The following is an 18,922-nucleotide window of genomic DNA, read 5'->3' as shown; positions in this document are numbered from 1 at the left end:
AATCCCGCTCCCAGATTTTTTGATCTCCGTAACGGCGAAGTTTTGCGTAATATCCAGTCATTCATCTCACGGACCCGAGCCCCATGAAATTCGACACGGCCTACAGCCTGAGTCTCGATGACAAGCTGTCGATCTACGACGTACGGGACCTGAATTTCGACGAAACCAGCCCTTTCGACTCCGACAAGGACAGCTTCCTGTGCCCCAACGATGAATGCCGCGCAGCGTTCGATGCGGGCAATGCGCTCAGCACCTTCAACGCAAAAAACGTCAACTATCAACGCACGCCGCATTTTAAGAACAAGGCCAGTACCCAGCACATTGACGGCTGCCGCTACGCCAGCACGCACAAGACTGCGACCGGCGAAACTGATGACGAGCGCGAGGACAGTTTCCCATCGGAATGGGTACTGACGCGACGCCAGTACGAGCGCAAGCCGGCCGTGACCGGCACCGAAGCCGGCGCCCCACACGATCCCACGAAGGTTGCGTCTAATCGTATCCGTCCGTCCCCCAGCGCCAGCGACTCTACCCCAGACAAAACCAGCGTGTTCGCCCACCCGGTGGAATGCTATGTGTCGAATATCGACGATAAAGACAAACTCAAGAGCATGCCGCTGAAGATCGGCGATCACACGGCAACCTATTGGACGTTTTTCAAGAAGATCGAGTACCTGCAAGATAACAACGGCCTGATCTACTGGGGCAAAATCAAGGCGATCAAGGATTACACCGCCAGCTTTCGCATCGATTTCGAAAAGAAAGTGTGGCTCGACAAGAAGCCCTACTCGGTCAACGTCTACCTGAGCAAAAAACTCATCGAAAACTACCGCAAGCGCACGGCGTTCCTGGAACAGATCAAGGCGGCGGCAGACAGTAAAAAGGCGCTGTATTGCTTCTTTTATGGGGTCACGCCGCAATTGAAACAGGTGCCGAGCAAGAAAAACCCCGAGCAGACATTCGGGGTCTTCAGCGCGAATATCGAGAACCTGGATCACCTGATCATTCGAGAAGCGCCGGGCGTGGAATAACGCGCGGCCCAAACGCCATTAAAAAAATCCAGTTGATGAGCGGTCAAAACAACTGTACAAAAACACAGTATAGTTTGCCTTCCCCCGTCGAACCTGGAGAAACCCCCATGTCCTCTCTGGCAATGAGCTCTTTTGTAGAACAGCAGATCGTCCTGCACCAATTCACCGCCAAGCACAGTGTGCAGGCCCGCGCGATGCTTGGCTGGAGCCGGGAAGAACTGGCCCGCCAAGCCGGGCTGGCGGTCGAAACGGTGCAACGCTTTGAAAGCCAGGGCGATGTAGATGATGAAACCCGCCTGGTATTGGCCTTTCGGCTGGAAGCTGAGGGTCTGGTGTTTTTCCCGGGGTTTGCGCCGGGTTGGGGCATGAGTGCGCGCAAGTTCGACAAGGCCCCGGCCGAGCCCGCTGCACAAGGCATCATTTCGCGGCTGATGGGCTCAACAGCGGCATCAATTGATTCACCAACGCCTCAACCGAATGGTGCGTAGCGTCCAGCCGGATCACCGGGCAGCTCAGTGGTTTCAGCCAGCTTTCATGCCGACGCAGGCTGCGTAGGCTGTGGTTACCATCATCGTAACGAGCAGCCCAGGCGAGAAACGCGACGCTGTTTTCATGGCGGCTGCCGCCCTCCAGAATTCGGTCACCATAGCGCTGCTGTTCGCGCAGCTGCAGGCGGTGCAGGCGAACTGGCGGGTCTACGCGCAGAAACACCACTTGGGTGAACTGCGGGATCATGGCATCGCCCCATCCGCACACCGAGCCGGACAGCACCCAGCCTTCGAGGCCGGCACTCTGTTCCTGTAACAGACGCGTGCGTTCATCCCGTAACCGAGCAACGGTGAACGGTTCCGGAGTTTGCTGCCAGAAGAAGTCGTCGGAGTCGAAATAAACCACCTTCAAGCGTTCGGCCAAGGCTTTGCCCAGTGTCGTGGTGCCTGCGCCCGCAGCGCCGAGGATGTGAATTTTATGGCACATAACTTACCCCCCTTAACTTGAGTGTAAGCCGCTGGGGCATCGGGCCTGCAATTGCAGCGCGCGGCGCATCATTTGTGGCGGCTGGCCGAAGGCACGCAGGAAGGCGCGACGCATGCGCTCCGGGTCACCGAAGCCGGTGTCGCGGGCAATGATGTCGATAGGGTGGTCGCCGGATTCAAGCATCAGGCGCGCCGCTTCAATGCGCAGGCGTTCGATCGCCTTGGCCGGGGTGTGGCCGGTTTCGCTGCGAAACAGGCGGCTGAACTGGCGCGGACTAAGGTGCGCGACGTCGGCCAGCCGTTCAACCGAGAGCTCTTCCTGTAAATGTTGCCGGGCATAGATCAGGGCGGTTTGCACGCGGTCGGACTTGGGGTCAATGTCCAGCAGCGCGGAAAATTGCGACTGGCCGCCCGCACGGCGATGGTAGATCACCAACTTGCGCGCGACCTCGCGGGCCACCTCTATACCCAGGTCGTTTTCGACAAGGGCCAGGGCCAGGTCAAGGCAGGCGGTCATGCCGGCAGAAGTCCAGAGTGGGCCGTCGACAGTGAAGATGCGGTCTTCTTCAAGCCTCACAGTGGGATAAGCCTGACGAAAGGCGCGGGCGTGGTACCAGTGAGTGGTCGCCTTGCGGCCTTCCAGCAGCCCGGCCGCCGCCAGGTGGAAAGAGCCGGTACAGGCAGAGGTCACACGACGCGACGTCACCGCTGCATGCTGCAAGTAGCTGAGCAGGCCAGGCGTGGCGTCGAGCACTTCGTTATCACCCACTACCAACACCGTGTCGTACGGACCAAAAGGCACGGTATCAATGGCAAAACCCATGGAGCTTTTGACCGGCCCGCCCTCCTCGGATACCAGGTCTACCCGATAGAACGGCTGTTCCACTTCCAGATTGGCGAACTCAAACACCGTACTGGTGCTCAGGCTGAGCATCTGGAAACCCGGAAACAGCAAAATACCGACAGACACCATGGTCAAACCTCATGTCTCTAAAGGAGGGGTATACGACATTGCAGCCACGACATTACACCCATAATCTTGGTTGCAACAAGGCCCTCCTTCCTCGGCCCTCCTGGAGCAACTGCAATGATTCAATCCAAAGGTTATGCGCTGATCACCGGCGCTTCTTCGGGTATTGGCGCCACCTACGCCGATCGCCTGGCTCGCCAGGGTTACGATCTGATATTGGTGGCACGTAACCAGCACCGGCTGAAGCGACTGGCGACTCAGCTCAACGCCAACACCCAACGGGATATCCACGTGGTGGTGGCCGACCTGAACCTGCCGGCCGATCTGGCCCGTATCGAACAGATCCTGCACGACGACAGCCGCATCAGCCTGTTGGTGAACAACGCCGGCATCGGTGCCACCGCGTCCTTGCTGGACAGCGATGCGGACAAGATGGAGGCGATGATCCTGCTCAATGTGCTGGCCCTCACCCGCCTGGCCAAAGCCGCAGCAACCAACTTTGTCGCCCAGGGTCGCGGCACCCTGATCAACATCGGTTCGATCGTGGCGGTCGCACCCAAGCTGCTGAATGGCGTTTACGGAGGCACCAAGGCGTTTGTGCAGGCGTTTACTGAATCACTCGAGCATGAGCTGAGCGACAAGGGAGTACGGGTTCAAGTGGTGTTGCCCGGTGCCATCGCCACCGAGTTCTGGGATGTTGCCGGCCTGCCGGTGAGCAACCTGCCCGAGACAATGGTCATGACCACGCAAAACCTGGTAGATGCCGCGCTGGCAGGGCTCGCACAAGGTGAAAAAGTCACCATCCCGTCACTGCCCGACAGCCTGGATTGGGACGCTTACGAAACCGCGCGCCTGGCCTTGGGGCCAAACCTGTCACACAGCAGCCCGGCCCCACGTTACGGCGTGTAGTCAGCTAATAGACTGAAGCCCAGGTCAGTGGCCGCCTGGGCCGCCGGCGTTGTTTTGCCGATAGGCGTAGAGCAACGCGTGCAAAGCATCGCGAGACCACCGAGCGCCATAAAACCAGAGCTTCGCCCCCTCTGCCAACGGCTCGCAAACGGCGGGATACCCGCTTATGCACGCACCACGAAACGCCGCAGATTGATCATCAGACACCAAGGCATCAAGCCGATGCCTGGTCACCAGATCGTCGATTTCACGCGTTTGCAAAGAGAATTGAAGGCTGTGGTCTTCACGTCGTGCATCTACCGGTACCAATTGCGCACCGGCCAGCTGCAGGATGTCGAACGCTCGGCGCAAGGCTGCACTGTGTTCAACCGGTTCGTAATGAGCCCCGTGCACATACCGGTCAGCGAACCCGATGCGCCACCCTGCGAGCACCTTGGAAGCGGTAAAAGTGCTGTTATTGCGTACCAGAGGCACTTCAACCATCACAGGCCCAGTGGGCTCGATACCACTCAAAGCGACGAGTGACAGCGCAGGATCCCGCACGGGTTTTATCGGGGCAGCCACGGCGTTGTAGCCGGGAATGAGTGCGATACCCTTTGGATAATCAGCGCCGAAGACGATACCGCCCGGGTTGGCTTTATCGGGTTGGGCCTGGGCCGGCGCAGCGTTTGAGCCGCCCGCTTCACCCGCTTCCGGCAAGGAAGGCCCAAGTCGACAAGGCAGGCCCAATCGCCAATGCTCCCTACAGTTTTTTTCCATCAGAACCCGCACCCCGACAATGACCGTGCGGGATCATCGCACTCGGACCTGATGGTTGTCGCAGGGCTGAAATACCCTGAAAACTCATTTTCCTACGGCCCCAAACGTCAGCCCGCCGCGGGCTCTTTCGCACCTTGAGTTTCCACGTCCAACCACCACGCATGCCCACGCTCAGGCTGGTTCAGATTGAACGCTTGCCCCATCGCCGGCGTGGTAATCGAAACGTTGCGCTCCCAGGCCAGGGCCATGATGCGGTCAAACGGCTCGTGCCAGGCATGGAACGCCAGGTCGAACGTGCCGTTGTGAATCGGCAGCAGCCAACGGCCTTTAAGGTCGATATGCGCCTGCAAGGTTTGCTCCGGCTGCATGTGCACATGGGGCCAGTCGACGTTGTAAGCACCTGTTTCCATCAGCGTGAGATCAAACGGGCCGTATTGTTCGCCGATGCGTTTGAAACCGTCGAAATAACCCGTGTCGCCACTGAAAAACACCCGCCGCGCACCGTCGATCATCACCCAGGAACACCACAGGGTCTGGTTGCCGTCAAACAGACCGCGCCCGGAAAAGTGCTGGGCCGGCGTGGCGATAAAGCGAATGCCATCGACCTCGGTGCCTTGCCACCAATCCAGTTGCCTGACTTTGCTGGCGTCCACACCCCATTTCACCAGGGTGTCGCCCACACCCAGCGGGGCGAGAAAGTAGCGGGTTTTGTCGGCCAGCTGGACCACGGCCTTATGGTCCAGGTGGTCATAGTGATTGTGCGAAAGAATCACCGCTTCCAGCGGCGGCAAGTCTTCAAGGCTGATGGGCGGCTGATGGAAGCGCTTGGGCCCGGCCCAACTGAACGGTGAGGCGCGCTCGGCAAACACCGGGTCGGTTAGCCAGAACTTACCGCGCATTTTCAGCAACACGGTGGAATGCCCCAGACGGAACACGCTGTGATCGGGAGCGGCCAGCAGTTGCTCGCGTGTCAGCGGTTGCACCGGGATCTTGCCCACAGGGCGCGTGCTGCGCGGCTTGTTGAAAAGCATGTTCCAGAAAATCCGCAACGTCTTGCCAAAGCCGCCATGTTGCACTGGGGCATCGTTGGTGAAATGCCCTTGCTCCTGCTCGGCAGGCTTGAGTGCTACAGGCGAAGGGTCGAGACGGCTTGAAATCGTGGCCATTACAGAGTGACTCCTGGGGTCCGCTCATAAATTACACTGCACAGTGTAGTTTCTAGATTGCAACAAAACCCGGAGCAAGTAAACTACCGAGTGTAATTTCATCCAAGAGCCCAACGCCCTCCATGACTGCTCCCCAACGCCTCACCGACCGCAAACGCGAAGCCATCGTGGCAGCGGCCATCACCGAGTTTCGGGCTAACGGGTTCGAGGTCACCAGCATGGACAAAATTGCGGCCACCGCCGGAGTCTCCAAGCGCACGGTGTACAACCACTTTCCCAGCAAGGAAGAGTTGTTTGCAGAAATCCTGCACCAGTTGTGGGCCAGCAGCGTCGCCCAACTGGACGCCAGCTACGCCAGTGACCGCCCCCTGCGCGAGCAATTGCGCGGTTTGCTGCAGGCGAAGATGCAGATGATGTCGGACGCCAACTTCCTCGACCTGGCCCGTGTCGCGATCGCCGCCACCATTCATTCGCCCGAACGCGCGCAAGACATGGTCAACCGCTTGAGCAAGCGCGAGGAAGGCTTCACCCAGTGGGTACGCGCGGCCCAGGAAGACGGCCGCCTGGCCTGCACCGACCCGGCCTTTGCGGCCCATCAGATCCAGAGCCTGCTCAAGGCGTTCGCCTTTTGGCCGCAAATTACGCTGGGCCAACCTACCCTCGACGCTGCCACACAGGCCAGCGTTATCGAATCGGCCATCGACCTGTTCCTGGCCGGCTACGAAGTCAGCCCTGCCCGTTCGTAACAAAGCCTGTTGCATGAGCGACATTCCAGGTCGTTTTTAGCGCATTCACCCGGTGTGCTGCGCAAATGGCTTGGAAGGACACTGATTATTCCCACGTGAATAACTGACAATATTCCCACCTAATATCCGATCAACGGTTCAAGCCGCTGACGCACGCTGTCGTATCTGCAAAAAAGAGCTGACCCGGAACACTATGGAAAACAGACGAGGCAAAGGGCTGTCATTTGCCAGACGTATCTACAAGCCAAGGATTATCGGCCTGGGTATCGGCTGTATCAGCGTCATCGGCGCCCTTTACCCGTTGGCCATGCCGGGCTGGGTATGGGCGCTACTGATATTCAACGGTTACGCCTGGGCCCATGTGGCGTACCAGCTCTCCACGCGCTCGCAATTTCCCTACCAGGCCGAACAACGCAACTTGCTCTATGACTCGCTGCTCGGCGGTTTCTGGGCGGCGGCCACGCAATTCACACCGCTGACGACCGTGACCATCCTGTCGATGATGACCATGAACAACGTCGCGGCCGGGGGCAAGCGCCTGTTTCTGCGCGGGCTGGTGGCACAGGCGGGCGGTATCGGCGTAGCGTGGGCGCTGTTGGGGATTAAGTTCAATCCCAACGTCAGCCTTGCCCAGGTGTATACCTGCCTGCCGATGCTGACGCTTTATCCGATGGCGATCGGCATGGTCTGCTATCAGCTGGCAATCAAACTCTCGGAACACAAACGCGCGCTCAGCGCCCTCAGCCGCGTCGACAGTCTCACCGGCCTGCTCAATCATGGCTCGTGGAAAGACCTGCTCAATCTCAAGTTCCACAAATGCCAGCAGCAACAGGGCCACGCCACCATTGCCTTGATTGATATCGACCATTTCAAACAGATCAACGACACCTACGGCCATATCGTCGGTGATCAGGTGTTGCGCCAGTTGAGTCAGGAGTTGCGTCAACACCTGAGGGAAAATGACTTGGCTGGCCGTTACGGCGGCGATGAGTTCTGCGTGATTCTTCCGCAAATGCCACTGGAAGAAGCCGCGCTGGTCATGGAACACATGCGAGAAACCTTTAGTAACTATCGCAATTCGCAGATCCCAGCGTTGCGCGTGAGCCTGAGCATTGGTCTGGCAGACTTCCAACCCGTCTTCAGCGATGCGGCAATGTGGCTCAACGCCGCGGATCGCGCGCTCTATGCCGCCAAGGACACCGGCCGCAACCGGGTGAATGTCAGCCACTGTGTCGTCGCCCACTCCGCCTAAGTCGTCCTACAACACCTCGTCTGATTTCTCTTCCGCCGTGCTGCTGCAGAAGCATAATGCCACCATTGGTCGCCTACTCATTGATGCCACCGCCGTGAAGGCGAACTTCTTGGCCGGCCGATCACTCTGAACCCGTTGTTCAACCCCCCTCTGTCAGCACAAGGAAGCTGACAATGAGCAAGTCAACCGTAAGGCCTGGTGCCCTACGGGGGCAGGCGCATATTCATGGATACCTCTGACGCGTGCTTCCCCGAGCTCTCGAACATGCTATTCAACGCCCACAAAAAAACTATCAACACCCTGCAACACACCAACGCCCAACAAGCCAGCTTGCTGGATGCCATCGAGCGCTCCATGGCCGTGATCGAATTCGATCTGCAAGGTACCGTCCTGCGGGCCAATGAGAATTTCCTCAAGACCATGAGCTACCGCGCCGAACAGATCGAGGGCCAGCCCCACCGTATGTTCTGCACCCCCGCGTTCACGCGCAGTGCCGAGTACAACCAGTTGTGGACGCAGCTGCGTAATGGCCAATTTCAGTCGGGCACCTTTGAACGCGTCGGCGGCGACGGCCAATCGGTATGGCTGGAAGCCAGCTACAACCCGGTGCGCGATCACACCGGCCAGGTCATCAAAGTGGTGAAATACGCCATGGACGTTACCCCGCGCCTGCAGGCCGAAAGCGAAGCCAACGCCAAGTTGGGTGCCATCGACCGGGCCATGGCGGTGATCGAATTCAACCTCGACGGCACCATCATTACCGCCAATGCAAATTTCCTGCAGCGCATGGGCTACAGCCTGGCGCAGATTCAGGGCAAGCATCACCGCCTGTTTTGCAAGCCGGACCTGGCCAACAGCTCGACCTACAGTGAGTTCTGGAAGCGCTTGAACCAGGGCGAACTGTTCAACGGCCAGTTTGAACGCATCGACAAAAACGGTCAGACGGTGTGGCTGGAGGCCAACTACAACCCGGTGTACGACGCCAGCGGGCGCCTGTGCAAAGTGGTGAAGTTTGCCTCCGACATCACCGCCAGAGTGCAACAGCATGCCGCCGACGCCGCCAGCGCTGCCCAGGCTTATCACATCTCGCTGAACACTCGGGATATCGCTGAAAAGGGCGCTGATGTGATCCAGCAAACCGCCAGCGGCATGCGCGAGATTGCTGCCGACATCGATGGCTCCTCGCAACTGATCGCCAAGCTGGGCGAGCGTTCGCAGCAGATCACGGCCATCGTCAACACCATCCGCGGCATCGCCGACCAGACCAACCTGCTGGCCCTCAACGCCGCCATCGAAGCGGCGCGCGCTGGCGAACAAGGCCGTGGCTTTGCCGTGGTGGCCGACGAAGTGCGGCAATTGGCGGCACGCACCAGCGGCTCGACGGCGGAAATCTCCAGCATGATCGCGATGATCCAGGAGGAAACCCGCCAAGCCATCGACAGCATGGAAGGGACTCGCGACCGCGCCGCTCAAGGTGTGGAGTTGGCCAACCAGGCCGGCACGGTGATCCTGCAGATTCGCGAAGGCACGGGCGAGGCTGTGCAGGCGGTGAGCGCGTTTGCCAATGAGCGGGGCAACAACTGACCTGATCTTCATGTGTCTGCCCGGGGGCTCGGTCTATAGTGCTGACTAGTCTTTACGCCAAGGATTCGAGCCCGCCATGACCCCAGACAAGCCAGAAGCAGTCCCCGTCGATCACCTGCGTTTCCACCGAGGCCACGCCCACCTGGCGCCGACCTTCGGCAACGACACCTTTGCGCTCAAGGCCGAAGCGTTCGCGCGCTTCTTTGGTACGCCCACCTTTCTCGGCGCGCAAACCGCGATCGTGATCTTGTGGGTGGTGCTGAACATGACCGGCATCACCCACTTCGACGTGTACCCGTTCATCCTGCTCAACCTGGCCTTCAGCCTGCAATCGGCCTATGCCGCGCCGCTGATCCTGCTGGCCCAGACACGCCAGGCCGCCCGCGACAAAGCCCAGTCCGACGCCGATGCGCAGCACCGCGAGGCGCTGGCCATCGCCAACACCGAGCGCCAGGCCCAAGCCGAACAAACCACCAAGCAGTTGCTGGAACTGCTGGAGCAGAACACCCGCCTGACAGAAATGACCAAGCAACTGACCGAGCGTATCGAGACCCTGACCTGCGAGATGCATGAGCAGTTCATGCGTAAACCCTGAGGGCAACGCAGTTGCCTTAAGGAAAGCCTGTTATGGCGAGCGGGCTTGTTGTAGCGAGCGAGCTGCTGTGGCGAGCGGGCTTGCCCCGCGTTGGGCTGCAAAGCAGCCCCAAAACCTGACACCGCGGTTTACCTGAAGCATCGCGTTGGCCTATCTGGGGCCGCTTCGCGCCCCAACGCGGGGCAAGCCCGCTCGCCACAACAAGACCGCTCGCCGCAACAAGCCCGCCACAGCAGCCCGCCCGCCACAACAAGCCGCGCGCGCCACAACTATCCCGCCAGTCACAAAAGATGCCGTTCACGGCAACCGCACATGCCGCCCCAGCTCATCAAACAACGTGACCACCGAACGCAACGCCCGGCAATCCGGACGCGTCAACAGCCATAGCGCGGTGTTCCGTGCGGCCAACGCCGGCCCCAGTGGTTGCACACCATCGCCCAAGAGAAAATCCGGCAGCGCCGCCACGCCCAGGCCTGCACGTACCAACTCGGTGACCGACAACATGCTGTTGCAGCGATAGCTGGGACGCACACCCGGCAAATGCTCGCGGCGCCAGGCGACGGTGGGGTGATCGGGCAGGAAGTCGTCCGGGGCGATCCACGGCAGGTCGGCCAACTCGCGGCCTGCGTGATGGCGCGCAAAATCGGCACTGGCACACACTTGATAAGCGACCGTGCCCAGGCAACGACCGACAAGGTGCTCCGGCGGCGTCTTGGTCAGGCGCAGAGCAATGTCGGCATCGCGGCGGCTGAGGTTGGCGAAATCATTCGATGTGCTCAACTCCAGGGTCAACGCCGGGTAGTCGGGCATGAACCGCGCCAGCGCCGGCAGCAGCAAACCTTGCAGCACCGAGTCGGTACAGGTCAGGCGCACAGTGCCGCTGATCACTTCGCCGCCCTGCTCCACGCCAATGCGCGCCGCCTCCAACGCTTGTTCGGCGTGCTCGGCCTGCTGCGCCAGGTTGCTGGCCAGGCTGGTGGGCAGGTAACCGGCGCGGCTTTTTTCAAACAGGGTCTGGCCCAAGGCGGCCTCCAGCCGGCGCACCGCGCGGAACACCGTGGACACATCCACCCGCAACAGCGCCGCCGCGCGCGCCAGGGTGCCACCGCGTACCAAGGCGAGGATCAGCGAAAGGTCGGGATAATCGATTTGATAGTGCGTGGCTGCATTGAGCATGTGGGCGAACGCCAATTTTGATTGCGTGAGCGCCAATCTATAGTGGGCACCAGGACACAACAAGCCATGGGACGTACCCGATGAAAGCCAGCACCTTGCACCTTGCCCTGATCGGCGACTACAACCCCGACGTCACCGCGCACCAGGCCATCCCGGTGGCGCTGCAACAGGCGGCCGACGCCTTGAACCTGAACGTTCACGTGCAATGGCTCGACACGGACTCGATCACGCCCACCCCTCAATTGCATGCGTTCGACGGTTTCTGGTGTGTGCCCGCCAGCCCCTACCGCGACACCGACGGCGCATTGCGGGCGATCCGGTTTGCCCGCGAACATAAGCGCCCTTTCCTCGGCACGTGCGGCGGTTTTCAGCATGCGGTGCTGGAATATGCCCGCAACGTGCTGGGTTGGGCGGATGCCGAACATGGCGAGCTGGCCCCGCACGCCAAGCGTGCGGTGATCACACCGCTCAGTTGCGCGCTGGTGGAGGCCACGGACATCGTGCGTCTGACGCCCTACACCCGCATCGCCGAGGCCTATGGCACGCTGGATATCCACGAGGGTTATCGCTGCCGCTACGGCATCAACCCCGAGTTCGCCAACGCTCTGTTGGAAAGCGACCTGATCCCCAGCGGCCACGACTCGGCCGGCGATCTGCGCGCCATCGAACTGCTCGACCATCCGTTTTTTGTCGCCACGCTGTTCCAACCGGAACGTGCCGCGCTCAAACACGTCACGCCCCCCTTGGCGATCGCTCTGCTCAAGGCCTGTCTGGAGTTGTCACGATGATCGCCAACACGCCCGCCACGCCCTACTACGCAGTGATTTTCAGCTCAGTGCGCACCGAGGGCGATCAAGGCTACGGCCAGGTCGCCGCCCGCATGCTGGAACTGGCGCGTGAACAACCGGGGTTTCTCGGGGTGGAATCGGCGCGCGAGGACGGCTTGGGGATCACCGTGTCCTACTGGGAAAGTGAGGCGGCGATCCTGGCCTGGAAACAGCAGGCCGAGCACCGCGAAGTGCGCGAGCAAGGCCGCGCCACCTGGTACTCGGCGTTTCACACGCGGGTGTGCAAGGTGGAGCGGGCCTACACCTTCCAGAAGTGAAATGCGTGCCCCTGTGGGAGCTGGCTTGCCTGCGATGGCATCAACTCGGTTTTACTCAGAGACCGCGTCGTCTGCATCGCAGGCAAGCCAGCTCCCACCTCTGATCTTGATTGCCTGCAAAACAACAGGTGCTTAGCTGACCAAACTGCGCAACGCACTGATCTGCGGGATTTCGACCCGGCGCATGTACACGCGCAACGGCTCGGAGATGTTGATGCGGTCGTCGATGTTCTGGTCCAGCAGCAACTGCAGGCGTTCGCGCGACAGGGTCATGGCGTGGTCGGCGGCCGGCAGCCAGACAAACTCAGCAGTAGGAATGATGCCGTCATCGGCCACGTCCATGCCGAAGGCATCTTCGCTGAAACGCACAATGTACTGGCCGGTTCTGCGGTTCAGGCCGACAAAACCGTGGAGTTGGTCGGCGGCCTGGCAGATGAGTTCTGAAGTGATACGCATGGTAAACCTCACTGAAAAGTCCCACTGGGACTGGAAAGATGGTTTACACGCGTGGCAGAAATTACGGCCCTCTGACGGGGCTGCTGCGGCCAAGAATACTGCAATACAGCACAAAAAAACCCAGAAAAATGGCGCCTGAGCACCTTAATGTCGGTTTGGTGATAGCGCCTTTCGCAATCAATTGTTAAAAAGGACGCCTTCTCAAAGTTACCTCCACGAAAGGACTTCGCATATGCCTGTCACGTTTACCAAGAGCGCCTTGCTGCTCGCTCTGATGCTCGGCCTTGGCCAGGCACAGGCTGCCGACCCGATCAGCCCGGCTGAATTGGCAACAAACGAAGGCATTCCGTACCCGGCCGTCATTGCGCACCGTGGCGCTTCCTACGACGCTCCCGAATCCACCGCGGCTTCCTACAAGCTCGCTCGCGACCTGGGCGCCGACTACCTGGAAATGGACCTGCAGCGCAGTAAAGACGGCGTGCTGTTCGCCCTGCACGACAACAACCTGCAGCGCACCACCGACGTGGCCACCAAGTTCCCCGAGCGCAAAGACGCCCCGGCCAACGAGTTCACCTGGGCCGAACTGCGCACCCTGGACGCTGGCAGCTGGTTCAACGCCGCCTACCCGGATCGTGCGCGCCCAGCGTTCGTCGGCCTGAAAATCCAGAGCCTGGACGAAATCATCAAGATCGCCGAAGGCAACCCGCAGCACAAACCCGGCCTGTACATCGAAACCAAAGAGCCCAAGCAATTTCCGGGCATCGAAGCCGACCTGAAAAACAAGCTGCTGGACAAGGGCTGGTTGAGCTCTGCCGGCTCCAAGCTGGGCAAGAGCAACACGGGCGTCGGCCAGGGCAAGGGCCGCGTGGTGCTGCAAACGTTTGAAAAAGACAGCTTGAAAGAGCTGCAGAAAGAAATGCCCAACACCCCGAAAATCCTGCTGCTGTGGGTCGGCCCAGGCAGCATCGAGCCGAAGTCCGCGCAGACATTCGCCGAATCCGGCGAGACCACCAAAGCGGCCTACTACGCCAAGCAAGAGCCGAAAGACGCTGCCGAGTTTGAAAAGTGGGTCGACGAAGCCAAGAGCCTCGGCGCCATCGGCACCGGCCCATCGGCCGAACTGACCAACCATGGCGACCAGAGCTACACCGACCTGGTGAAGCCACAAATGAACAAGCTGACCCACGACAAAGGCTTGCTGGTGCACGTCTATACCGTCGATGAACCCGTGGACTTCGAGAAAGTGATGGCCGCTGGCGTCGATGGCATCTTCACCAACCGCGCCGCCGAACTGCTGAAGTTCTACAAGCGCTGGCCGTCGTCGAGTGTGCAGGACCTGCTTAAGGACAACGGGTACTAAGCGTCAGGCCGCAATAGGTGTCGGTTCGCCATTAAGGATGAATTAAGTTGCGCTGGTTAATCTGGCGCCACTTAAACAGCTCACCCAGAAGGACACACCATGAAAACCCTGACCGCCCTGTTTGCCGCTACCGCCCTGACCCTGACTGCCGGCCTGGCCCAGGCGGACGTTCGTCCGGACCACATTGAAGGCCTGCTCAAATCCGGCGCAGTCATGCCGTTCGAGAAACTCAACGCCGCCGCCGTGGCCACTCACCCCGGCGCCAGCATCACCGACACCGAGCTGGACCACAAAAACGGTGTACTGGTTTACGAAGTTGACGTGACCGACACCGCTGGCAAGCGCTTTGAAGTCAAGCTCGACGCCAAGACCGGCGCGGTGCTGGAAAACAAGCAAGACACTTGAGTCAACCGCCAAAAAAACCGCGCCACTTTTAAGTGGCGCGGTTTTTTTATGCGCGCTGGAAAGCCAGAGGCAGGAAAAGTACCCACATAGTTAATGAAATTACACCTACAACGCGCAAGGTCGCTAGAATCCCACTCATTAACGTGGGCACAACGCCCACCCTCCTCCCTATAGAGACCGCTGCATGGGGCAGAAAGCCGCCGACATCGCCACTATTGGCCGTATCAGTGCCGTACCTGCGATGCTCAAAGTCATCAGCGACATGACCGGCCTGCGTTTTGCCGCCGTGGCGCGCGTGACCGAGGACACCTGGACCGCCTGCGCTGTGCTCGATCAATTGGAGTTCGGCCTCGGTGTGGGTGGCGAGCTGGACCTTTCCACGACTATCTGTCACGAAATCCGGGGTTCCCACGTCTCCGTGGTGATCGACAAGGCCAGCGAAGACCCGCGCTACCACGACCACCACACCCCGCGCATGTACCAGTTTGAAAGCTACATCTCGGTGCCGGTGTTCCGCACTGACGGGCGCTTTTTCGGCACTATTTGCGCGTTGGACCCCAACCCGGCGCAGCTGCGCAGCAGCACGATCCAATCGACCATGGAGTCGTTCGCCCGGGTGCTGTCCTTGCAGATCGAAGCCGAGGAGGATTTGCAGGATACCCAGGCGCAATTGCAGGAAGAACGCGGCACGGCCGAACTGCGCGAGCAATTCATCGCCGTGCTCGGCCATGACCTGCGCAACCCGCTGTTCGCCATCAACTTCGGTGCCGAGCGGCTACTGCGCAAACACCCCAACGCGGCGACCGACCCGCTCGTACGGCACATCCTCGCCAGTGGCCGGCGCGCGTCGCAACTGGTCGAAGATGTACTGGATTTCGCTCGCGGGCGCATGGGCAGCGGCATTCCGCTGCACCTCAATGATTGCCTGGATTTGCAGGACGCTTTTCGACACGTGGTCTTCGAAGTGCAAAGCGTGCACCCGCAACGCTTGATCAAGGCCGACATCGGCGACCTGCGTGGCGTCTACGGCGACCGCGATCGGCTGGCGCAATTGCTCTCCAACCTGGTGGCCAACGCCATCCATCATGGTAGCCACGACGGTCCGGTGGAGGTCACGGCGCGGATTGAGCATGACCACTTCACGCTGACCGTGAAGAACCCCGGCCAGATCGACGAACTGGCTTTACCTCGGCTCTTTCAGCCCTACTCGCGGCCGCTCAGGGACACGCCACAAGCCGGCCTCGGCCTGGGTTTGTATATCGTCAAGCAGATTGCCGATGCCCACGGCGGACAGCTGCAGGTATCGTCCTGCGCAGAAAATGGCACGCGCTTCACCTTCACACTGAAAACCCGCTGAACTCGTTTTCATACCGTCACAAAATCGTCATCCGGCCTTGCAATGATTCGCCCACGCGAACCTGTGAAACGTCCTACAGGCGCTTTCTCTGCGAGCCTCCATGAACCACAGCATCGACCACGGCCATCAGGATCCCGATCTGTTTGGCCTGCTTTACGGTTTTCGTTTTCGACCCGGCGAAAAGGGCGAGCAGATTGATTCGGCCACGGCGCTCGCAGCCTTGCAGGCGCCGCACAACCCGGATGAGTTTCTGTGGCTGCACCTGAACCTGGCGCACGCCGCGTGCGAGCGCTGGATGCAGACACATCTGGCGCTGCCGGAAGAGTTTTTCGAAGCCTTGCACGAAGGCTCACGCTCTACGCGCATCGAACACGTTGACTCGGCCTTGCTGGCGGTGGTCAACGACGTGGTGTTCAACTTCAGCAGCATGGTTTCCTCGGATATTTCCACGCTGTGGGTGTGCGCCCGCAGCCACTTGCTGGTGAGCGCGCGCCTGCAACCGTTGCATTCGGTGGACAAATTGCGCTCGTCGGTAAAAGCCGGTGAACGCTTTCGCTCGCCGCTGGAGCTGCTGGTGCATTTGTTGCGCGACCAGGGCGAGGTGCTGACCCAGATCGTGCGCAAGACCAGCCTCAGCGTCGACCACATCGAAGACCAATTGCTGTCTTCGCGCCTGTCTACCAACCGCGCCGAACTGGGTGCCGCACGCCGGGTGCTGGTGCGCCTGCAACGCCTGCTGGCACTGGAACCGGGCTCGTTGCTGCGCCTGCTCAATCGCCCGCCCCAGTGGCTGCAAAAGGAGGACGTGAAGGAATTGCGCAAATCCACCGAGGAGTTTGCGCTGATCATCAACGACTTGATGGCCCTGGGTGAGCGGATCAAATTGTTGCAGGAAGAGATCGCCGCCAACCTCAATGAACAAAGCAACCGCACGCTGTTCACCCTTACGGTGGTGACAGTGCTGGCGTTGCCGATCAACATCATTGCCGGTTTTTTTGGCATGAACGTGGGCGGCGTGCCGCTCTCCACTGACCCGGAAGGCTTCTGGATTCTGGTGGCGTTGGTGGCCACGTTCACCTTGATTGCCGGGCGCTGGGCCTTTAGAAAGCGCAAAGATTACTGACCGTGGAATGCTACAAAACTCTGGGAGCTGGCTTGCCTGCGATAGCATCACCCCGGTGTCTGTGAAACACCGAGGTGCCTGCATCGCGGGCAAGCCCGGCTCCCACACAAGCCAGCGCCCCCATTGATTGCACTCTGACATTACTTTTGTGGGGGTTTGTAGACCAGTGGCACGCCCAATTCCCTAAACACTGACTTACCGCAGCATCTCTGTAACATTCTGCAATGATCATCAACGACATCCTCCCCACACTGGATGCTCCGGCATGGCCACCCCTTCCCTGACTGCCTCCACCACCGCTTCACACGCAGACCCCAAACCCCGGCTGGACAAGAAACCCGGCCTGGTGACGGTGATCATCTTCTTCGCCGTGCTCGCCATGGGCCTGCTGTTTACCGCCTACAGCCTGATGCACGACATGCACGAGCTGGGCACGGTGGTCACCACCTGGACACCGTTCCTGCTGCTCGGCGTGGCGCTGTTGATCGCCCTGGGCTTCGAATTCGTCAACGGCTTCCACGACACCGCCAACGCAGTGGCGACGGTGATCTACACCAATTCGCTGCCGCCGCACTTTGCAGTGGTGTGGTCGGGCTTTTTCAACTTCCTCGGCGTGCTGCTGTCCAGCGGCGCCGTGGCCTTCGGCATCATTGCCCTGCTGCCGGTCGAGCTGATTTTGCAAGTGGGCTCCTCGGCCGGTTTCGCGATGATCTTCGCCTTGCTGATCGCCGCGATCCTGTGGAACCTCGGCACCTGGTGGCTGGGCCTGCCGGCCTCGTCTTCGCACACCCTGATCGGCTCGATCATCGGCGTCGGCGTGGCGAACGCCTTGATGCACGGGCGTGACGGCACCAGCGGCGTCGATTGGAGCCAGGCGATCAAGATTGGTTATGCGCTGCTGCTGTCACCGCTGATCGGCTTCGCGTTTGCCGCCTTGCTGTTGCTGGCCCTGCGCGCCTTTGTAAAAAATCGCTCGCTGTACAAGGCGCCCAAGGGCGAAACCCCGCCGCCGTGGTGGATTCGCGGCATGCTGATCGCCACCTGCACCGGCGTGTCCTTCGCTCACGGTTCAAATGACGGCCAGAAAGGCATGGGCCTGATCATGCTGATCCTGGTCGGCACCCTGCCAATGGCCTACGCGCTGAACCGCACCATGCCGGCCGAGCAGTCGTTGCAGTTTGCGGCAGTGGCCGAGGTGACCCAGGTCGCCTTGATGAAAAGCGCACCGCAAGCACTGCCGGGCGACCCACGGCCGATCCTGTCGACCTACGTGCGCACCAAGGAAGCCACCCCGCAACTGATACCTGCCCTCGCCGCCCTGGCAGGCCAGATAGGTGACGAAGTCAAAGGCTACGGCTCCCTGGCCAAAGTCCCCGCCGAAGCGGTAGGCAACGTGCGCAACGACATGTACTTGACCAGCGAAACCATTCGCCTGATGGACAAGGACAAGGTCGGCAGCTTCGACGCCGACACCCAAGGCAAGCTGAAGCTGTTCAAGGAACAGATCGACAATTCCACGCGCTTTATTCCGCTGTGGGTGAAGATCGCCGTGGCCATCGCTCTCGGCCTGGGCACCATGGTTGGCTGGAAGCGCATCGTGGTGACGGTGGGCGAGAAAATTGGCAAGACCCACCTGACCTATGCCCAAGGCGCCTCGGCCGAGACAGTGGCGATGCTGACGATTGGCGCAGCGGACATGTTCGGGTTGCCGGTGTCGACCACCCATGTGCTGTCGTCCGGTGTGGCTGGGACCATGGTGGCCAATGGCGGGGGGTTGCAGATGAAGACCATCCGCAATTTGCTGATGGCCTGGGTGCTAACGTTGCCGGCGGCGATTCTGTTGTCGGGCAGTTTGTACTGGCTGTTCACCCAACTGTTCTGACACAACACTGTTAAAAACTGTGGGAGCGGGCTTGCTCGCGAAGGCGGTGTGTCAGTACCGAATAGGCTGGCT

At 60.3% G+C, this 18,922-nt stretch carries 20 protein-coding genes; 14 read left to right on the top strand and 6 right to left on the bottom strand.

Translation table 11 applies throughout. The features are described 5' to 3' along the window. Window positions 1-83: 83 nt before the first annotated feature. Window positions 84-1,031, top strand: a complete 948-nt coding sequence (locus AACU78_RS12260) for a hypothetical protein (RefSeq protein WP_106576100.1) — start codon at window positions 84-86, stop codon at window positions 1,029-1,031. A 107-nt stretch (window positions 1,032-1,138) separates the two neighbouring features. Beyond that, entirely contained in the window at window positions 1,139-1,519 is a 381-nt protein-coding gene (locus tag AACU78_RS12255; protein WP_106576099.1) for a helix-turn-helix domain-containing protein, read from the top strand. Here the strand turns inward: AACU78_RS12255 and AACU78_RS12250 are convergent. After that, on the bottom strand, window positions 1,449-2,006 hold the full coding sequence (locus AACU78_RS12250) for an AAA family ATPase (RefSeq protein WP_106576098.1): 558 nt from the start codon (window positions 2,004-2,006) through the stop codon (window positions 1,449-1,451). The genes AACU78_RS12255 and AACU78_RS12250 overlap by 71 nt on opposite strands. A 12-nt stretch (window positions 2,007-2,018) precedes the next feature. Beyond that, window positions 2,019-2,978 carry a GlxA family transcriptional regulator gene (locus AACU78_RS12245; RefSeq protein ID WP_106576097.1) on the bottom strand — a complete coding sequence of 320 codons (960 nt, stop codon included), beginning with the start codon at window positions 2,976-2,978 and terminating at the stop codon, window positions 2,019-2,021. A 114-nt stretch (window positions 2,979-3,092) separates the two neighbouring features. Here AACU78_RS12245 and AACU78_RS12240 point away from each other — a divergent pair, with 114 nt between their 5' ends. Then, window positions 3,093-3,884 carry an SDR family NAD(P)-dependent oxidoreductase gene (locus tag AACU78_RS12240; protein ID WP_106576096.1) on the top strand — a complete coding sequence of 264 codons (792 nt, stop codon included), beginning with the start codon at window positions 3,093-3,095 and terminating at the stop codon, window positions 3,882-3,884. A 24-nt stretch (window positions 3,885-3,908) separates the two neighbouring features. Here AACU78_RS12240 and AACU78_RS12235 read toward each other — a convergent pair whose 3' ends face one another. Both AACU78_RS12235 and AACU78_RS12230 read right to left on the bottom strand, forming a co-directional pair. Beyond that, on the bottom strand, window positions 3,909-4,613 hold the full coding sequence (locus AACU78_RS12235; RefSeq protein ID WP_250212158.1) for a hypothetical protein: 705 nt from the start codon (window positions 4,611-4,613) through the stop codon (window positions 3,909-3,911). 137 nt (window positions 4,614-4,750) lie between these two features. Next, on the bottom strand, window positions 4,751-5,809 hold the full coding sequence (locus AACU78_RS12230) for an MBL fold metallo-hydrolase (RefSeq protein WP_106576095.1): 1,059 nt from the start codon (window positions 5,807-5,809) through the stop codon (window positions 4,751-4,753). 122 nt (window positions 5,810-5,931) lie between these two features. Here AACU78_RS12230 and AACU78_RS12225 point away from each other — a divergent pair, with 122 nt between their 5' ends. The 4 genes from AACU78_RS12225 (at window position 5,932) to AACU78_RS12210 (ending at window position 9,986) form a co-directional block, all read left to right on the top strand. Then, complete coding sequence (locus AACU78_RS12225) at window positions 5,932-6,555, top strand: TetR/AcrR family transcriptional regulator (protein ID WP_106576094.1); 624 nt, start codon at window positions 5,932-5,934, stop codon at window positions 6,553-6,555. A 193-nt stretch (window positions 6,556-6,748) separates the two neighbouring features. After that, window positions 6,749-7,807 carry a diguanylate cyclase gene (locus AACU78_RS12220; protein WP_106576093.1) on the top strand — a complete coding sequence of 353 codons (1,059 nt, stop codon included), beginning with the start codon at window positions 6,749-6,751 and terminating at the stop codon, window positions 7,805-7,807. Window positions 7,808-8,071: 264 nt separating this feature from the next. Further along, window positions 8,072-9,391 carry a methyl-accepting chemotaxis protein gene (locus tag AACU78_RS12215; protein WP_106576092.1) on the top strand — a complete coding sequence of 440 codons (1,320 nt, stop codon included), beginning with the start codon at window positions 8,072-8,074 and terminating at the stop codon, window positions 9,389-9,391. Between the two features lie 76 nt (window positions 9,392-9,467). After that, complete coding sequence (locus tag AACU78_RS12210; RefSeq protein ID WP_106576091.1) at window positions 9,468-9,986, top strand: DUF1003 domain-containing protein; 519 nt, start codon at window positions 9,468-9,470, stop codon at window positions 9,984-9,986. A 297-nt stretch (window positions 9,987-10,283) separates the two neighbouring features. Here AACU78_RS12210 and AACU78_RS12205 read toward each other — a convergent pair whose 3' ends face one another. Continuing rightward, complete coding sequence (locus AACU78_RS12205; protein ID WP_106576090.1) at window positions 10,284-11,162, bottom strand: LysR family transcriptional regulator; 879 nt, start codon at window positions 11,160-11,162, stop codon at window positions 10,284-10,286. A gap of 80 nt (window positions 11,163-11,242) precedes the next feature. Here AACU78_RS12205 and AACU78_RS12200 point away from each other — a divergent pair, with 80 nt between their 5' ends. Together AACU78_RS12200 and AACU78_RS12195 are read left to right on the top strand one after the other, a co-directional pair. Further along, window positions 11,243-11,950: a CTP synthase C-terminal region-related (seleno)protein gene (locus AACU78_RS12200; protein ID WP_106576089.1), complete on the top strand. Its 708-nt coding sequence runs from the start codon at window positions 11,243-11,245 to the stop codon at window positions 11,948-11,950. Next, window positions 11,947-12,267 (top strand): antibiotic biosynthesis monooxygenase family protein, encoded by a 321-nt coding sequence (locus tag AACU78_RS12195; RefSeq protein ID WP_106576088.1) that lies wholly within the window; start codon window positions 11,947-11,949, stop codon window positions 12,265-12,267. The genes AACU78_RS12200 and AACU78_RS12195 overlap by 4 nt, the downstream gene beginning before the upstream one ends. Window positions 12,268-12,399: 132 nt before the next feature. Here AACU78_RS12195 and AACU78_RS12190 read toward each other — a convergent pair whose 3' ends face one another. Next, entirely contained in the window at window positions 12,400-12,723 is a 324-nt protein-coding gene (locus AACU78_RS12190) for a DUF2025 family protein (protein ID WP_106576087.1), read from the bottom strand. A 232-nt stretch (window positions 12,724-12,955) separates the two neighbouring features. Between AACU78_RS12190 and AACU78_RS12185 the strand changes: the two genes are divergently transcribed. From AACU78_RS12185 to AACU78_RS12165, 5 genes are all read left to right on the top strand, one after another. Beyond that, window positions 12,956-14,083 (top strand): glycerophosphodiester phosphodiesterase, encoded by a 1,128-nt coding sequence (locus tag AACU78_RS12185; protein ID WP_106576086.1) that lies wholly within the window; start codon window positions 12,956-12,958, stop codon window positions 14,081-14,083. Between the two features lie 99 nt (window positions 14,084-14,182). After that, on the top strand, window positions 14,183-14,488 hold the full coding sequence (locus AACU78_RS12180) for a PepSY domain-containing protein (protein ID WP_106576085.1): 306 nt from the start codon (window positions 14,183-14,185) through the stop codon (window positions 14,486-14,488). Between the two features lie 184 nt (window positions 14,489-14,672). Further along, window positions 14,673-15,845 carry a GAF domain-containing sensor histidine kinase gene (locus AACU78_RS12175; protein ID WP_106576084.1) on the top strand — a complete coding sequence of 391 codons (1,173 nt, stop codon included), beginning with the start codon at window positions 14,673-14,675 and terminating at the stop codon, window positions 15,843-15,845. Between the two features lie 100 nt (window positions 15,846-15,945). Beyond that, window positions 15,946-16,968: a transporter gene (locus AACU78_RS12170; protein WP_106576083.1), complete on the top strand. Its 1,023-nt coding sequence runs from the start codon at window positions 15,946-15,948 to the stop codon at window positions 16,966-16,968. A gap of 265 nt (window positions 16,969-17,233) precedes the next feature. Further along, on the top strand, window positions 17,234-18,850 hold the full coding sequence (locus AACU78_RS12165; RefSeq protein WP_106576082.1) for an inorganic phosphate transporter: 1,617 nt from the start codon (window positions 17,234-17,236) through the stop codon (window positions 18,848-18,850). The last annotated feature ends 72 nt before the right edge of the window (window positions 18,851-18,922 follow it).

Origin of the sequence: Pseudomonas sp. R9.37, assembly GCF_963878885.1 — a bacterium.
GTDB lineage: Bacteria > Pseudomonadota > Gammaproteobacteria > Pseudomonadales > Pseudomonadaceae > Aquipseudomonas.
Note: the sequence above shows the minus strand (reverse complement) of the source record. Positions and strands in the feature narration are given on the sequence as shown.

Excerpts from the sequence above, each read along its gene's own strand:
- AACU78_RS12260 (WP_106576100.1), top strand. The coding sequence starts at position 84 with ATGAAATTCGACACGGCCTACAGCCTGAGTCTCGATGACAAGCTGTCG.
- AACU78_RS12255 (WP_106576099.1), top strand. The coding sequence starts at position 1,139 with ATGTCCTCTCTGGCAATGAGCTCTTTTGTAGAACAGCAGATCGTCCTG.
- AACU78_RS12250 (WP_106576098.1), bottom strand. The coding sequence starts at position 2,006 with ATGTGCCATAAAATTCACATCCTCGGCGCTGCGGGCGCAGGCACCACG.
- AACU78_RS12245 (WP_106576097.1), bottom strand. The coding sequence starts at position 2,978 with ATGGTGTCTGTCGGTATTTTGCTGTTTCCGGGTTTCCAGATGCTCAGC.
- AACU78_RS12240 (WP_106576096.1), top strand. The coding sequence starts at position 3,093 with ATGATTCAATCCAAAGGTTATGCGCTGATCACCGGCGCTTCTTCGGGT.
- AACU78_RS12230 (WP_106576095.1), bottom strand. The coding sequence starts at position 5,809 with ATGGCCACGATTTCAAGCCGTCTCGACCCTTCGCCTGTAGCACTCAAG.
- AACU78_RS12225 (WP_106576094.1), top strand. The coding sequence starts at position 5,932 with ATGACTGCTCCCCAACGCCTCACCGACCGCAAACGCGAAGCCATCGTG.
- AACU78_RS12220 (WP_106576093.1), top strand. The coding sequence starts at position 6,749 with ATGGAAAACAGACGAGGCAAAGGGCTGTCATTTGCCAGACGTATCTAC.
- AACU78_RS12215 (WP_106576092.1), top strand. The coding sequence starts at position 8,072 with ATGCTATTCAACGCCCACAAAAAAACTATCAACACCCTGCAACACACC.
- AACU78_RS12210 (WP_106576091.1), top strand. The coding sequence starts at position 9,468 with ATGACCCCAGACAAGCCAGAAGCAGTCCCCGTCGATCACCTGCGTTTC.
- AACU78_RS12205 (WP_106576090.1), bottom strand. The coding sequence starts at position 11,162 with ATGCTCAATGCAGCCACGCACTATCAAATCGATTATCCCGACCTTTCG.
- AACU78_RS12200 (WP_106576089.1), top strand. The coding sequence starts at position 11,243 with ATGAAAGCCAGCACCTTGCACCTTGCCCTGATCGGCGACTACAACCCC.
- AACU78_RS12195 (WP_106576088.1), top strand. The coding sequence starts at position 11,947 with ATGATCGCCAACACGCCCGCCACGCCCTACTACGCAGTGATTTTCAGC.
- AACU78_RS12190 (WP_106576087.1), bottom strand. The coding sequence starts at position 12,723 with ATGCGTATCACTTCAGAACTCATCTGCCAGGCCGCCGACCAACTCCAC.
- AACU78_RS12185 (WP_106576086.1), top strand. The coding sequence starts at position 12,956 with ATGCCTGTCACGTTTACCAAGAGCGCCTTGCTGCTCGCTCTGATGCTC.
- AACU78_RS12180 (WP_106576085.1), top strand. The coding sequence starts at position 14,183 with ATGAAAACCCTGACCGCCCTGTTTGCCGCTACCGCCCTGACCCTGACT.
- AACU78_RS12175 (WP_106576084.1), top strand. The coding sequence starts at position 14,673 with ATGGGGCAGAAAGCCGCCGACATCGCCACTATTGGCCGTATCAGTGCC.
- AACU78_RS12170 (WP_106576083.1), top strand. The coding sequence starts at position 15,946 with ATGAACCACAGCATCGACCACGGCCATCAGGATCCCGATCTGTTTGGC.
- AACU78_RS12165 (WP_106576082.1), top strand. The coding sequence starts at position 17,234 with ATGGCCACCCCTTCCCTGACTGCCTCCACCACCGCTTCACACGCAGAC.